Below are 15388 nucleotides of genomic sequence, written 5' to 3' on the forward strand. Positions count from 1 at the left end.
TTGCCCCGCACCAGCACGCCCACGCTCACCGGACCGAAGCCCAGTCCCGAGGCCGGATCGGTCGCCGTGTAGGTGAAGTTCGCCAGCCCGCTATGGTTGGCCGCCGGGGTGAACCGGGCGGTACGGCCGTCACCCAGCAGGGTCACCGTGCCGTTGCTGCCCGAGGCGACGGTGAAGTTCAGGGCCAAGCCACCGTTGAGGGTACGCAGGTCTACGTCCACCGACCCGTTGCGGTCGACCGTCGCGTGGCCGTCAGCCAACCAGTTCAGGTACTTCTCCAGCATCGTGTAACCGGTCGCATCGGTGTTGTTCCGATCCGCCGCGTTGCTCGGGTTGAGCCCGAGGGCGTGCTCCCAATAGTCCGGCATGCCGTCACTGTCGGTGTCCGTGGGCGCCGGCGCAGAAACGAGGGTAGGCCAACCGCCAACGTCGGAGACGTTGTTGATGATCCGTCCATTCTGCTGGCGGACGCTGTCGACGATCCGCTTGTCGACGGCGTCGCGACGCCACGGCATCGCACCGCCCTGCGCCAGCACCCGCGCGTACGCCGTGCCCGCGGAATCGGTTGTCACCGACGGGACAGGCCACTCACTACTCTGCCTGACGTGGTTTCCACAGAACATCCCCCACCCGGTGTTGCTGCCGTCAACCCGGCCGTTCTTGTTCAGGTCGATCATGTTGCCCGACTGGTAGGTCCGCAGACTGCCGCCACTCTCCATGGCACACGTCGCGGTCGAGTTCGGCCCGGCCACCAGGTAGTTGTTGATGTAGTTCAGCTCGATCGGGCCGTCGTCCGAGCCGCTGTAGCCGGCTGCGTAACCCCAGTTGGAGAAGACGTTGTTGCGCAGGTCCAGCCGGAAGCCCGGATCCGGGGCGTCGGTGCCCGGACGGGGGTTGCGACTGACGTTGTTCGCCCACAGGTTGTGATGCCACGAGTATGTGGTGTCGTGCGCGGAGGCGATGATGCTGCCGAACGCGTGACCAGCCCGGTTCAACGCCTCGGAAATGATGGTGTTCTGCACGGTCAGATTCTGGACATCCCGACTGGCCGAGATCACCTCATCCGAACCCCATGACCCCGACACATGGTCGATAATGATGTTGCGGCCGGACGAGATCCACATACTGTCGCGATCGTCACTCGCACCGGTGCGCAGCCGGATATGACGGACGACCACGTCGTGGGCGCCATTGCCGATGCCGAGGGTGTGATTGCGGATCGCGATCCCGTCGCCGGGCGCGCTCTGGCCTGCAATTGTGATGTTCGACTTGTTGATCCCCAGGTTGGAGTTCAGCGCGATCGTGCCGGAAACCTTGAACAGGATTGTCCGGCCACCGGCCGGCGCGCCGTCGATGCCCGCCCGCAGCGACCCGGGCCCGGAGTCGGCGAGCGTGGTCACGTAGTAGACGTCACCACCGCGGCCGCCCTTGGCGTTGGCCCCCGCCCCCTCCGCGCCGGGGAACGCGAGCGGGGCCGCCGCCGCTACGGGCGCGGGGTCCACCGCTGCCCCCGCTCGCGGCGTGGCGATTGACGCGGCGCCCAGCGCCATAGCGACGGTGATCACCATCGCCCCCGTGACACCAGGCAACCGCCAGCCCAACCGGCTGATCGGTGGATGCCCAACTGTTTCCATCCTTGCCCTCCTTTGAGGTTTGTGTAGGAGATCGAGATACATCCGGGCGTTCGCCAACAGCGGTGCCGCGAATATCAATTCATTGACGGTGCTCGATGCATGCGAACCGCGAACATAACGTCACGCGACGCGCTTGTCAACGTGTCGTCATGTTCCTGAAACGTCGGTCGACCGGACGCAGAGAGGCTGACTCTCCGTCAGACGACCCATGAACGACCACTTCCCGCATATAATTTCCAGGCGAAGCGCAGGCCCTTGTTCTGGTTGATCCCTGCCTCGGTGAGCAGCCGGTGAGCCGGCCGTGGGACCTCCGGCTGCATGCCAGCTCCAGTCGGATGCCACAACGGCCGCGTCAGCGATTGCCGGACTACCAGACGTTGCTGACGGCACACACCGCCGCCAGCAGTCGCTGGCAGGCCGGGATCTGCCAGCGGTTCAGACCGGACACGGACGCGAACGGCTCGCGCTCATCGCCCCGGAAGCTCACGACACGACATGCCGCCTGCGGCGGCTGCGCCATCATCAGACGCCACGCGGGAGAGATAGACGGAATGAGTCGAAGCCACTCGAACCAGCCCAGGCGGAACTCGCCTGAGCTTCGACACCGGCCCGCCAGTGGCACGGGTATGGCATGCCCCGGCCGCCCCGGACATCCCACCCACCGAGCGAGCACGGGGCGGACAACTCCACCACGCGCCAACGTGTTCGCATGAGATGTTCAGGACCGTCGTTCCGCCGCCGTTGCCCTCGGCTGCGGTTAATCAGGTCACCTGGCTCCACACACTACATCGACAGCTATCGTCGCAGAGTAGACGGCGCGCAGCAACATATCCGTTGCTGAATGTTTATCCACTAGACGGGTGTCTCGGTCTCGAACTTCAGCCGCGAGGGTCGAAGGCCACCCGGACGCAGGCAACAGACTCGGTCTCCCACGTCACCGCCGCTGCTACCCCGTTCCCGCCCCGGTCAGGATGGCCTCGGCGGCGCTGAGAACACCGGCCACCTGTGCCACCCGCAGCCTGCCGTCCACGACCAGAGTCACGATCCGGCGGCGGATCCCGGCGCCCGGGGCCAGGACGAGCGGCCGGTCCCAGGCCAGCGAGGAGCCGACCCCGGCGTAGTCGTCGTGGCGGACGAACCACTGATCGGCCTGCTGTGACCCGCGGTCGGGGACGAAGACCAGGCTCCACGGTGCGTCGCTGCCCCCACCGACTAGCGCCAGCCATCGGGCGCGGCTGCCGTGCAGGTGCCGCACTCCGACGCGATCCGGGCCGAGGACCTCCACCCGCCGGCCACTTCGCCGGGCCCGCCAGAAGAAGCCGCCGTAGCCCGCGGCCGGCCGGCCGTTGGTCGCGGGGCTGGCGAGAGCGAGAGGCAGGGCGGTCACGTTGGTCATCTCGTAGCTGAAGTCCAGCGCCCACGCGACTTCGCTGACCGCTACGGCGGAGATGGTACGCCGTTCGTGCAGCAGGTCGACCCGCTCAGGTCCCGTCCAGCGCAGGTCGTGGTCGATGCTGCTGGGGGTTGTACGCACCCAGCCTCTGGTGAAGTTGAGTGCCGTGGTTGCGCAGGTCCATCGGGCCCGGCCGGAAACAAGGGTACGACCACCCCAGAAGTTGACCCCGCCCACGTCGGCGATCGCCACACAGACCCCAGGTGATGCGGGTGGTCCTCCGGCATGAGTTCGGTGACCTCGGCGCCGGTCAGGGTTCGTACCGGATGTAGAAAAGGTCGCGGTGAGGCCGTCAGCGGTAGACGCAGCTGCCAGACGTAGTCCGCCACGACATGGTCGGCCAGGCTGAGACTGATCAGGTCGGACACGGTGGACCGGCCGCCCATGGTGAACTCCTCCCGTCCTGCGCACGGCGGCGGTGGCAGACCGGACTGGTCAGCCGGCAGGCGCCGGCCCGCAGTATGAGCCACTTTCATCCTGCGTAGCGGTTGGCTTCGACGTGGTGCAGGACCAGGATGGCTTGCACGATCGCGGTGACTCGGTGTGGCAGCAGCGCAGCTTGGCCAGGACCTTCCAGGATTTGAGCGTGGCGATCGCGCGTTCTCCGCGGGCGCGGATCTTCGCGTGGGCTCGGTTGACGGCCTTCTGCCTGTGTGACAGCTTGGGCCGGAAGCGGCGCCGCTTGAGCGGGGTGCGGACGCTGCCGTGGGCGCCTTGGTAGCCCTTGTCGGCGAAGGTCAGCACGTCCGCGCTGGTCAGGGCATCGATGATGCCGTGACCGCGTGCGGCGGTCAGATCGTGTGCCGAACCGGGCAGTGCCGGTGATGCCCACACGAGCCGGCCGGTGGCGTCGGAGATGACCTGCACGTTCACGCCGTGGCGTTTGTGATTGCCGCTGTAGTACGGCTTCTGCTCGGCGACCCGGTCGATCGGGATCAGCGTGCCGTCCAGGATCGCGTACGCCAGCAGCCGGATGCGTCGCATCGCGGTCAGGTCGGCGGCTGCCGAGCTGAGCAGGGCAATCGCTTCCTGGACGTAGCGCCAGGCAGTGGCGACGCCGATCTCGAAGCCGGCGGCAAGTCGGGTATAGGTGTCGCCGTTACGCAGATGGGCCAGGGCGAGCAGCGCCTGCCGGCCGGGCTCAAGGCGCCGCCAGTGGGATCGGCGCTGCTTGCGGTGGTCGCGGATGCGTTCGGCGAGGTGGTTCAGAGTGCGGCTGGACAACGGAATCGTGGCGGGGTAGGACAGCATGGCGAGGCTCCCGGTCGGGCTTCGAGTCTTGCTCGACAGCTGTCCTACCTGGAGCCTCGCACCCATCGATCACCGGGCCTGCCACACCAACCCTGAGCTGCAAAATCAGCTTGGAAACGGCTCGGTGTTGTCGATGGCGCTGGCGGCGGTGACGATGACAGCGAGAAGGAGGCCGAGGGTGTCGGTGATGATGCCGCGTTTGCGGCCGAACTTTCGGAGTCTCCGCTAGACCACAACGCTCTCACCAGCGACAGGACCGGCAGAGGTGTCGCAGAAACCCGATCACCTGTGGAACCCGGGACTGAGCGATTGAATCAATAATCAGCATTGATTCAATCGCAAGACACTGGCACGATGGTTGTCTATACGGCCTACGGGAGTCGGCCGCGCTGATCATCGGAGCCGAGGGCAACGGCGACGAATCGAACCCAGACATTCCTGATTACCTGCAGCTGGTGGCCGGCGGCAGCGTAGGTCTTTTGGCCTTCTGCAGAATTGGATTCTCCGAGTCGCCTCCAGTTGCCCGATGCTGCCGTCTATCGCACCGTGACGGCAGCAGAGAGGAAGCCCGATGAGGCTTGTCCACCGCCGTACCGTCCCACCGTCACGTCTACGTCGCGGAGCCATCGCGGCCACTGCTCTCGTCGTCGCGTCCACCGGGGTCGTCGCGGGTGCCACCCAGGCCAGCGCCGCGGCCGGGTGCCGCGTCGACTACACCATCACCAGTCAGTGGTCGGGTGGCTTCGGCGCCAACATCGCCGTCACCAACCTCGGTGACCCGATCTCCGGCTGGACACTCAAGTTCTCCTTCGCCGCCGGGCAGACCATCACCCAGCTGTGGAACGGCACCGTCAGCCAGTCAGGCGGCAACGTGACGGTCACGAATGCCTCCTACAACGGCAACCTCGCCACCAACGCCACCGTCACCCCCGGCTTCAACGGCACGTGGAACGGCAGCAACCCGGTCCCCACCTCGTTCACCCTCAACGGCACCACCTGCACCGGCAGCCTCCCACCCACCACGCCGCCACCGACCACGCCGCCGCCACCGACCACGCCGCCACCGACGACCCCGCCACCGACGACCCCACCGCCCCCCGGGGAGTCGGTCAAACCTCGTGTGATCAACATGACGGATCTCGGTGCCGACCCCGACGACCTGCAGTCCCTGGTCCGGATGCTGGTGACCGTCAACGAGGTGGATCTCGAGGGCCTGATCGGGACGACGGGCTGCTGGCGCACCACCCAGAGCTCGTCCAACATGGCCAACCTGCTCAATCCCAGGCTGAACGCGTACGGTCAGGTACTTCCCAATCTCCAGAAGCACGCCGCTGGCTTCCCGAGCCTCGCCTACCTGCAGTCCATCTCGAAGCTCGGCCAGACCGGCTACGGCATGGGCAGCGTCGGTGCCGGTAAGGACAGCCCCGGCTCAGAACTGATCATCGCCGCAGTGGACCGGCACGACCCCCGCCCCGTGTGGGTCAATTTCTGGGGCGGTGGGAACACGCTGGCCCAGGCGCTGTGGAAGGTGAAGAACACGCGAAGCCAGGCCCAGGTGGACCAGTTCGTCAGCAAGCTGCGGGTGTACGACATCCTGGGGCAGGACGACGCCGGAGCATGGATCACCAAGAACTTCCCCAGCCTGACCTACATCCGCGCCAAGAACCTGGTCTACAGCTGGCAGCCCTCCGACAGTTGGCTGGACACCAACGTTCAGAACCACGGGCCGCTCGGGGCACAGTACCCGGACAGGAAGTACGCGACCGAGGGCGACAGCCCCGCGTTCATGCACCAGCTGACCAACGGCCTCACCGACCCCGACCGCGTGGACTGGGGCGGCTGGGGCGGACGTTTCGGTCCGGCCGAGAAGACCGGTGTCCGCGGCATGTCGTGCGCCGGCAGGCTCAGCAACGAACCGTCGTACGACCCGTACTACATGTACAGCGACGCCTCGGACGGTGGCAGCTCGATCAGCCGCTGGGGCACCGCCATCCACAACGACTTCGCCGCCCGGATGGACTGGACCATCACCGGCACCTACTCCGGCGCGAACCACCACCCGACCGCCGTGGTCAACGGTGACAACACCAAGCGAGTCCTGCGGATCTCCGCCGCTCCCGGTTCCAGCGTCAGCCTCAGTGGGGCCGGATCCAGCGACCCTGACGGCAACGCGCTGACCTACTCCTGGTCGTACTACGACGAACCCAGCTCGCACAACGGAGCCGTGACGATCAACAACAGCTCCAACGCGAACGCGACCGTGCAGGTTCCGTCCAACGCGGGCGGTCGCGACATCCACATCATCCTGCAGCTACGCGACAACGGCTCACCCAACCTGTACTCCTACCGCCGCGTGGTCATCGACGTGCGATAGCCACGGACCTACTCGCATCTCCTTGGACGCGTCCTGCGGCAGAGCCGTACCAGCGATCCGCTGGTAGCCAAGGAAGGCAGCCTTAACTGACCTTTGTGGGTTGTGGCTTCGTCGCAGGACGTCCTGCAGGGCCCCGGCAAATTCGTGATGTCAGGCCCTGGGTTTGGTGGAGAGTTGGTTGCAGATCTTGAATGGTTCGGGTTCGTCCGATGTGGTCTTCTTGACGGCGTTGGTTGGGGTAGTACTCCAACGTCACTTGACTTCGGCGTTGGGCGTGGCGCGGGCATGAAGACGGCCATCGCGTTGATCATCGATGGTTTGTGAGGACAACCGAAGATCACGCGATGGCCGTGGGCCACAGCTTAAACCCCGCCGGGTGGCGGGTCATCCTCGACGAGGCGGTGATGCGTGTCGCTGACCGGTTCGTGCGGGCGGAGCCACGCCGGACCGCCGGGCAGTTCGTGGAAGGGCTGCTGTCGGGCGTGGAACGAAAGACCTGCTGGTCCATCGCCGAACGGACGGGCCACGCTGATCCGCAGGCGATGCAGCGGCTGCTGCGCACGGGGTGTGGGACGCCGACGCCGTCCGCGATGACGTTCGGGCCTGGCTGATCGCGCAGCTCGGCCACCCTGACGCGGTGCTGGCCTGCGACGAGACCGGTTTCCTGAAGAAGGGCGTGTGCTCGGTCGGGGTGCAACGGCAGTACACCGGCACCGCCGGCCGCGTCGAGAACAGCCAGGCGGGGTGTTCCTCGCCTACGTTTCACCTGCGGGGCGGGCGATGATCGACCGCCGGCTCTACCTACCCGAGACGACCTGGTGCGAGCGGTCCGAGCGTCTCACCGCCGCCGGCGTCCCCGACGAGGTCGGGTTCGCCACGAAGGCGGCTCTGGCCCGGCAGATGATCGCCGCCGCGGTCAACGCCGAAATCCCGTTCGCGTGGGTGACCGGCGACGAGGTCTACGGCGCCGACCCTGGCCTGCGCGCTGACCTCGAACACTGTGGGATCGGCTATGTCCTGGCCGTCGGCTGCGACCGACGCGTGGCGGTCAACGACGGCCGCACCCTCATCCGCGTCGACGACCTCGCCGAGCGGATACCCACCCGCGAATGGCAGCCCCGCAGCTGTGGGCCGGGCGCGAAAGGTCCCCGCGACTACCTGTGGGCCTGGATCACCACGGCCACCCAACCTGGTGAACACCGGTGGCTACTCATCCGCCGCAACCGCACCACCGGCGAACTGGCCTTCTACCTCTGCTGGTCACCCCGCCCCGTCCCGCTGAACACCCTCGTGCGAGTGGCCGGCTCCCGTTGGAGCATCGAGGAGCCGTTCCAGACCGGCAAAGGCCAGGTCGGCCTGGACCACTACCAGGTCCGCAGCTGGACCGGCTGGCACCGATTCATCACCCTGGCCATGCTCGCCCTCGCCGTCCTGACCATCCTCGCCGCCACCGCACAGCAACCCGACACCGACGCGGAGATCATCGCGCTGACCATCGCCGAGATCCGCCGACTCCTCAACGCCTTCGTCCTCGCCACATCGCTCCCACCAGAGCACACCCTGTCAAGCCCCGGGTTTGGTGGAGAGTTGGTTAGCTGGTTTTCAGGGGTGCGGTGACCGGCTGGGTCATCGCGTGTAGTGCCTCGTGTTCGGCGGGCGGGACGTGTCCGAGTTCGCCGTGCAGGCGCCGGTTGTTGTACCAGTCGATGTACTCGACGGTGGCCATCTCCAGGTCATCGAGCCCGCGCCACGGACCTCGGTTGCGGACGAGTTCGGCCTTGTAGAGGGAGTTGAACGCCTCGGCCATCGCGTTGTCGTACGAGTCGCCCTTGGACCCGACCGAGGCGACAGCGCCGGCCTCGGCGAGCCGTTGGCTGTAGCGAATCGCTCGATACTGCCCTGGACTCCCCTGTCCGAGTGATGGACCAGTTTGCGCAGGTCAGCGCCCTGATTCTCGCGACGCCAGATCGCCATTTTCAGCGCGTCGAGGGCCAGATCCGTGTAGAGGCTGGTGGCGACCTGCCAGCCGACGATCATGCGGGAGTGCACGTCGAGGACGAACGCGGCGTACACCCAGCCCACGCTGGTGCGCACGTAGGTCAGGTCGGCGACCCACAGCTGGTTCGGATGTTCTGCGGTGAAGTCCCGTTTGACCAGGTCACCCGGGCGTCCGGTCTCGGCTGCGGGCCGGGTCGTGCGCGGCGACTTGTCACGCAGCAGCCCGCGCAGCCCGGACTCGCGCATCAGCCGCTCGATGGTGCACCGGGCCACTCGCACACCGCGTCGGCGCAGCTCGTGCCAGAGCTTGCGAGCGCCGTAGACGCCGTAGTTCTCCGCGTGGATCCGCTCGATCATCGCGGTCAGCTCCTCATCCCGCCGGGAGCGGGCGCTGGCCGGTCGGGTCTTGGCGGCGTAGTAGGTCGACGGTGCGATCTGTGCCGGCGTGTCTTCGAGCGCCTGCAGGACCGGCTGGACACCGTGTTCGACCTTCTGAGAGGCCGGTTCGCAGTACTACGTCCGTTTCGGGTTGAGGGTGAACACGCCGGGTTGGTCTTCGGTGAGGACGTGGTGGTTGACCATGCGTTTCAGCTTTGCGCGGGTGCCTTCGACGTTCTTCGGTAGGGGTTCGACGCCGAGTGCGAGGCAGATGCCTTTGGCGCGCATACCGGTGGGTGCGGTGCTGAGGATGTGCAGGATCTGCTGGTAGGGGGCGCTGGCGATGGTGGGGTCGTCGGCGGTGAACTCGGCGGCGGCGAGGGTTTGCAGGGTGGTGCGGGTGGTGGCCAGGTCGGCCAGTTCGTTGTCGAGGCGGGCGAGTTCGCCGGTCAGCGCGGTGATCTGCTCGCGGAGCCGGTCGGTGTGCCGGCGTGTGGTGGTCTCCCGTTCGGTGATCAGGTCGAGAACGGTGGGGAGGTTCACCGGTGCCGCCAGGAGGGTGTGCTGTTCCGGTCAGCCGCCGCACGATGTTCGCCGTCGAGGCCCACAGGGTTCGGGACACCGCCGATTCGGGTCGGCTTTCGTACTCGCGTGTGAGGCGGCGGTGCAGCATCAGGGTGCCGTTGACCTGCTCGACGATCCACCGCTTACGGATCGGTACGAACCCGGGACGGGTGTCGGAGCGTTTGACGACCTCGACGTCGATGCCCAGGATGGCGCCGTGCAGGGCGAGGTCCTGTTTGAACCCGGCGTCGACCCAGGCGCGGCTCACCGTCGGAGTGTGTTCGACGACCTTGTCGAGCAGCCGGATACCGATGGCGTTGTCAGTGACCGACGCCGCGGTCACCACCACCGCGATGATCAGTCCCAGGGCGTCCACGGCCAGGCCCCGCTTACGCCCCGACACCTTCTTCGCCGCGTCTTTGCCGGTCGTCGCGGCCGGGACGTGGTTCGCCGCGCGGATCGACTGGGTGTCCAACACGACCGCGCTCGGATCCTCCCGACGGCCGACTTTTTCCCTGGCCTGGCAGCGCAGCAGATCGTGGATCACCTGGTCGGTGCCGTCGTCGCGCCACAGGGCGAAGTAGTAGTAGGTGGCCGACTTCGGCGGCAGGTCGTGCGGCAGGTACGTCCACTGACAGCCCGTCCGATTCTGGTAGAAGATCGCGTTCACGATCTCCCGCAGGTCGTAGTCACCCTCACGACCAGACACCGACACCGCGACCCGCTTGGCCTTCCACGCCTGCAGAAACGGTCCAATCAGCTCCCACTGCTCGTCGCTGACGTCACTGGGATACGGTTTTCGATCACCCATGACCGGGCTAACGCCACAGCCGTCGGACGGTCACGACCAGAACTCACATTCAACGCATCGACCGGCCACTATCAGCAGCTAACCTGCCGGAAGGTCACCAACCGGACGCAACGCATAGATCAGCTCAAGTTACTGCGGACCGGCCTCTGAGAGTCGACGAAGTCGACCTTCATCGCGACGGACGGTCCAGCTCCGCCGCGAAGAAACTCGCCGCGGACTTCAGGATCTGGTTGGCCCGCCGCAGCTCACGATTCTCCCGTTCCAACGCGGCGAGGCGTTCCGCGTCGCTGCTGGTGGTGCCCGGACGGTCACCGGCGTCGGTCTCGGCCTTCTTCACCCACGTGCGCAACGCCTCTGGATGAATGCCGAGCTGCCCGGCGATCCGGCGGATCGCCCCGACCGCGGACGCCGGATCCCGGCGGGCCTCGACCGCCAACCGGGTCGCACGCTCACGCAGCTCATCGTTGTACTTCTTCGGTGCCGGCATCGCTGGTGTTCCTCCCAGGTTTCGATGTCTCCATCAAACCCGGTGCGGGACAAACTGCGGTCCTTCAGCGAGGCCCGCAGCCCGTCGAGGAACTCCTCGACGCCGACACGCAGCACGACCGACAACGCTGTCCGGCCGTCTACCCCGGCGGTCTTGGCACCCTTGTTGCTCCGCACCCGGTTCCACGCCACCAACAGGAATGCGGGATCGGTGACAAGAACAGGTCGCCGAACTGGCGACGATGATCATCACGAGCCCAACGGTGCAGCTTGGCCTGGATCTCCAGTACCCGATCCTCAGCCCGTAACAGGGCCAACTCCGGATCGTCGGTGTTCACCGGCGACATCCCTCCTGGCATTCCAGCATCCGCCCTGCCTGACTTGCTGGCCCCCGCACAGATGTTGGGTATCGACCCAGGACGGCGTCCGTCGGAGGCGATGCTCCGCCGGTTGCTACAGGCCCTGGATCCGGACCAACTGACCGCGGTGATCGCCGCGTGGCTGAGCACCCGCAGCCCCGCGACGGGTACGAGGCGGGCGATCGCCGTCGACGGCAAGAGCATTCGCGGGTCCCGCGCCGCCCACAGCACTGCCCGACACGTCCTGGCCGCCTGCGACCAGGCCACCGGCGCCATCCTGGCCAGCACCGACGTCAACGGCAAGACCAATGAAATCACCTGCTTCCAGCCGTTGCTCGACCAGATCGACGACCTCACCGGTGTCGTGGTCACCGCCGACGCCCTGCACTGCCAACGCGAGCACGTCGCCTACCTCGCCCAACGCGGCGCCAACTGGATCCTCACCGTCAAAGGCAATCAGCCCCACCTGCACGCCCAACTCGCAGCCCTGCCCTGGCGAGCCGTCCCCAACGCCGACCGCGCAAGCGACCGCGGGCACGGCCGGCGGGAGATCCGCAGCCTGAAGATCCTGTCCATCTCCACCGGCATCGACTTCCCCCACGCCGCGCAGGCGCTGCAGATCCGACGCCGCCGACGCCGCCTGGACCAGCCGAAACGCTTCACCACTGAAACCATCTACGCGATCACTGACCTGCGTGCGCACCAAGCCAAGCCCGCACATCTGGCCGGCTCGGCCCGCGGCCACTGGTCAATCGAGAACAAGGTCCACTGGGTCCGCGACGTCACCTACGACGAAGACCGATCCCAGATCCGCACCGGCACTGGACCACAGGTCATGGCCGCCCTCCGCAACGCCGCCATCAGCGCACTACGCCTGACCGGCATCACCAACATCGCCGCCGCCAACCGCCACCACGCCCGCGATAGCCATCGACCGCTGGCTCTGCTCGGCATCACCTAACGACTTTGCCGGGGCCCTGGGTCCGGGACACAGACGGAAGCATCAGCGGAAACTCCCCTAAAAAGCTGTTTGTAGGAAGCGCTGATGCTTCCGTCCATCTACCGCCCAGACCACCACCCCCGACCACCCACGTGTCACGCCACCAAAGATGATCTGCAGGACTCCGAAACGGAGTGACGACGGGAAAGGCAGAATCGAGTGACAGCAGGACGGTGGATCCTTCGCATATGGGTTAACCGGTTGCACCCTGCAGCGAACACCCGGCCCGGTGCGTGGTGTTATCTAGGAAGTCCGATGGACCGACCGTTCAAGTTTTTGGGTGCGGTGGCGGCGCTGCCACTGACGGGGGCGTGCGGAAGAGCCGTGGTCGGGGCCGAGGTAAGTTGGACGAGGTACGTCCTACCGGCCTGAACGAGGAAATCAAATGTCCCGTTCGTCTGCGTGCTGGTCACGATGGTGCCAGTACTGTCGACGACGGTGACATTCTGCCCCGGCCATGGGTTCCGGACGGTGATGGTTCCGGTGGCACCGCTTTCCAGAGCGACAGTCGTCAATGTTCCGTTTCGGATCTGTACGTGGGCCTTCCCCCGGTGCTGGATGTAGACGGTGCCGTCGACGTTCCATCCGTTCGGCCAGCCGGGTGCAACGCGCAACGTGCCGTCGTAGTGCTGCACGAGGCCCTCACTGATCGCTGCGGCGATGACACCCTGCTCTTCAAGGTAGGGCGTGGTGGGCTGGGCGTTCCAACTGGCGAACCCGTTGGGGAAGACCTGGTATTTACCGATGTTGGCGAGCATTGCGCTGCGCATGTCGTTGCCAAGCCCCAGGCGCGCGGCGTGGAGTGCGTCGTAGCTCCACGTGCTGCCGGTGACGTAGCTCCGATTGCTGAAGGTCCGTTTGGCCAGGTCGGACAGGTGGCCGGCGTCGCCGATCAGGTTGTACGGCCAGACCGGTTCGAGTTCGACGTTTTCCTGGTTGTGCTTGGTCGCGGTAGGTTCGGCCGACATCGCGAGCATGTTCCTCCCGGCCGCGTCTGAGGCCGGGGTCAGCACCTGCGACTTGGTGGCGATGTCGGTACGCGGCAACGGACGGATCTTCGGGATGGCCGAGTTGAGCCGACTGACCAGGTCGGCGTCCACACCCAGCGTCTGCGCGGCCGAGACGACGACCGGGAAGAGGGCCTGCATAGCGGCGACGTCGTTGATCGGGTCGTTGACGTCCCACTGGTTCTCGTGGGCATTGGAGAAGGTGTGCAGCAATCCGTCGGAGCCTGTCGTGGCGTGCGAGAGCAGGAATCTCGCGGCACCAGCCATGATCGGGTAGTGGGCTGACAGGAACGAACGGTCATCGGTGGTGAGGTAGGTCTGCCAGATCCACAGGCCGATCTCGGCTCCGGTCGTCACGTTGCGGGCGTTGTAGTTCGGCGCGATCCGCGAGTCACACGAGGCGTTGCTGGCCGCGTTGCTGCCGCCGTAGTAGCCGTTGCCGTTGAAGCGCATGGTCTCCGGCACGCAGAGGCCCTCGCGGCCCGGGAAGTGAGCCCCGGTCCACGCGGCGATGTTGGATACGTTGGTGCGGTAGAGGTTGAACACCGGGGTGTTCTGCGCGAACGCTCCGGCGGAGAGGTTCGCCTGGACCATCATGCGGGTGTTCCAAAACCAGTATCCGGCCGGATACCAGGGCTGTGAATCCTGATCGAACACGAACAGGTTGGCCACGCCGGCCTGGCTGCCGGGCAGGGCGCCGCGGTTTGTCGCGGCGATGTTGTACAAATACAGGGTCCGCATGTTCTCGAAGTACTCGCCGGACCCGTCACCGGAGGAGATCCTGATGAGGCCGACCGTGGCCCAGTAGTTGTGCCACCAGGACAGGTGGCCGGCGGCGAGGTCGCTGGCGCTACGGGTCAGATCACTGCCGAGCAGCGTACGAGCGGTGGCGATCGGGTCGCCGCCTGTCCAGGTCGGGGAGACCGCGATGACCCGGAACGAGCCGTCGCTGTTGGGCCGGAAGTTGACCTGGGCGGTCGTCGAGTTGGGTGTGGACGCGGTCACGTTGCGGCCACCGGCGCTGATACCCGCCATCGCACCGAAGCGCTGACCGGAGGCACCGGTCGCGGTGTTGTCGGTCCAGGTTTGCGAGAGAGTGGCCACCGACCCGGAGGCGGTCGCGGTGGGTGTACGGCCGCTCCACAGTTCCACCCGTGCGGTCTGCGAGGTGTTCGGGTCCGCGCCGGTGACGTCGACGACAAGCTGCGCGGTGTCCGCTCGCACATAAGCGGTCAACGACATGCCGCCGCCTGACTGGCGCAGCGTCCCGTCGTAGAGGTCGAGGTGACCCCGGAAGTCGCTGGCGTTGGTCAGTCTGCTCAGCCCGGGGATCACCACCCGCCCCGGTGACTTGCGGTCGGGAAACGTATCGGCGCGATTCAGTTGGGCGGTGAACCCGTTGGCTGACCACGCGGCAACCCCCAGCGTGCCGTTACCCAGTGGCGCGAACTGGCTACTGGCGCTGCCGGGCCGGTTGAACACGATATTTGACCGGCGTACGACGTTGGGAGTGTCCACCACGAACCGGCCACCCTGCCACGCGGTCGTCGTTCCGGTCGGTGGCGGGGACGTCGGTGGCGGGGATGTCGGTGGCGGGGATGTGGTCGGGGCCGTGGTTGGGGTCGACGGGGGCGGGTTTGACGGGATGGAACCGGTACAGTGTGTGCCGTTGAGTGTGAAGCTCGCCGGAACCGGGTTGCTCGACGTCCATGAGCCGTTGAAGCCGAAGCTGACGTTACCTCCGGTGGGAATGTTGCCGTTCCAGCTGGCGTTTGTCACGGTGACCTGCGCGGCGGACTGCGTGTACGTACCGCTCCAGAGCTGGGTGATGCTCTGCCCGGCGGCGAAGGACCAGGCCAGCCGCCAGCCACTCACGGGGTCACCCAGGTTGTCGATGGTCACGTTGGCGCCGAAGCCACCCTGCCACTGGTTGGTGACCGTGTAGGTGACTTTGCAGCCGGCGGCGTGGGCGGCCGCTGTCGTCACGACGCCGGTGGTGCCGACGGCGGCGACTGTCGCCGTGGCCAGCCAGAGGCGCGATCGTGCGAAGTGCATGGAGATCCTCCGGTGCAT

The 15388-nt window shown here is 66.5% G+C and carries 7 protein-coding genes and 5 pseudogenes; 3 read left to right on the forward strand and 9 right to left on the reverse strand.

Annotated elements, in window-relative coordinates:
- Nucleotides 1-62 precede the first annotated feature (62 nt).
- The 4 genes and pseudogenes from O3597_RS28590 to O3597_RS28595 form a co-directional block, all read right to left on the reverse strand.
- Nucleotides 63-1676: pseudogene (locus O3597_RS28590) on the reverse strand (Ig-like domain-containing protein); the annotation flags it as partial.
- Between the two features lie 904 nt (nt 1677-2580).
- Nucleotides 2581-3498 carry a DUF6807 family protein gene (locus tag O3597_RS22165; RefSeq protein ID WP_348650305.1) on the reverse strand — a complete coding sequence of 306 codons (918 nt, stop codon included), beginning with the start codon at nt 3496-3498 and terminating at the stop codon, nt 2581-2583.
- A 61-nt stretch (nt 3499-3559) separates the two neighbouring features.
- A pseudogene (locus O3597_RS22170) lies at nt 3560-4338 on the reverse strand (transposase family protein).
- 123 nt (nt 4339-4461) lie between these two features.
- Nucleotides 4462-4545: pseudogene (locus tag O3597_RS28595) on the reverse strand (IS5/IS1182 family transposase); the annotation flags it as partial.
- 364 nt (nt 4546-4909) lie between these two features.
- Here O3597_RS28595 and O3597_RS22175 point away from each other — a divergent pair.
- Both O3597_RS22175 and O3597_RS22180 read left to right on the forward strand, forming a co-directional pair.
- A complete protein-coding gene (locus O3597_RS22175) occupies nt 4910-6712 on the forward strand; it encodes a nucleoside hydrolase-like domain-containing protein (RefSeq protein ID WP_281602271.1) in 1803 nt (600 codons plus the stop codon).
- Between the two features lie 344 nt (nt 6713-7056).
- Nucleotides 7057-8329 (forward strand): annotated as a pseudogene (locus O3597_RS22180) (IS701 family transposase).
- Here the strand turns inward: O3597_RS22180 and O3597_RS22185 are convergent.
- From O3597_RS22185 to O3597_RS22200, 4 genes and pseudogenes are all read right to left on the reverse strand, one after another.
- Entirely contained in the window at nt 8304-8597 is a 294-nt protein-coding gene (locus O3597_RS22185) for an integrase core domain-containing protein (RefSeq protein ID WP_281604613.1), read from the reverse strand. The pseudogene O3597_RS22180 and the gene O3597_RS22185 sit on opposite strands and share 26 nt — an antisense overlap.
- A gap of 626 nt (nt 8598-9223) precedes the next feature.
- A complete protein-coding gene (locus tag O3597_RS22190; RefSeq protein WP_281602272.1) occupies nt 9224-9631 on the reverse strand; it encodes a hypothetical protein in 408 nt (135 codons plus the stop codon).
- A pseudogene (locus O3597_RS22195) lies at nt 9628-10463 on the reverse strand (IS5 family transposase). Before O3597_RS22195 ends, O3597_RS22190 begins: the two are co-directional and overlap by 4 nt.
- A gap of 169 nt (nt 10464-10632) precedes the next feature.
- A complete protein-coding gene (locus O3597_RS22200) occupies nt 10633-10950 on the reverse strand; it encodes a transposase (RefSeq protein WP_281602273.1) in 318 nt (105 codons plus the stop codon).
- A 437-nt stretch (nt 10951-11387) separates the two neighbouring features.
- On the opposite strand from O3597_RS22200, the gene O3597_RS22205 reads away from it, so the two are divergent.
- Nucleotides 11388-12269: an ISAs1 family transposase gene (locus O3597_RS22205; protein ID WP_281602274.1), complete on the forward strand. Its 882-nt coding sequence runs from the start codon at nt 11388-11390 to the stop codon at nt 12267-12269.
- Between the two features lie 278 nt (nt 12270-12547).
- Here O3597_RS22205 and O3597_RS28600 read toward each other — a convergent pair whose 3' ends face one another.
- The gene (locus tag O3597_RS28600; RefSeq protein WP_332317134.1) at nt 12548-15370 is read right to left on the reverse strand and encodes a cellulose-binding domain-containing protein; all 2823 of its coding nucleotides are present in this window, start codon (nt 15368-15370) and stop codon (nt 12548-12550) included.
- Nucleotides 15371-15388: the final 18 nt, after the last annotated feature.

The organism is Verrucosispora sp. WMMA2044, from assembly GCF_027497155.1.
Lineage (GTDB): Bacteria > Actinomycetota > Actinomycetes > Mycobacteriales > Micromonosporaceae > Micromonospora > Micromonospora palythoicola.

Coding starts and splice junctions, on each gene's coding strand:
- O3597_RS22200 (WP_281602273.1), bottom strand. CDS start 10,950: ATGCCGGCACCGAAGAAGTACAACGATGAGCTGCGTGAGCGTGCGACC.
- O3597_RS28600 (WP_332317134.1), bottom strand. CDS start 15,370: ATGCACTTCGCACGATCGCGCCTCTGGCTGGCCACGGCGACAGTCGCC.
- O3597_RS22175 (WP_281602271.1), top strand. CDS start 4,910: ATGAGGCTTGTCCACCGCCGTACCGTCCCACCGTCACGTCTACGTCGC.
- O3597_RS22205 (WP_281602274.1), top strand. CDS start 11,388: ATGCTCCGCCGGTTGCTACAGGCCCTGGATCCGGACCAACTGACCGCG.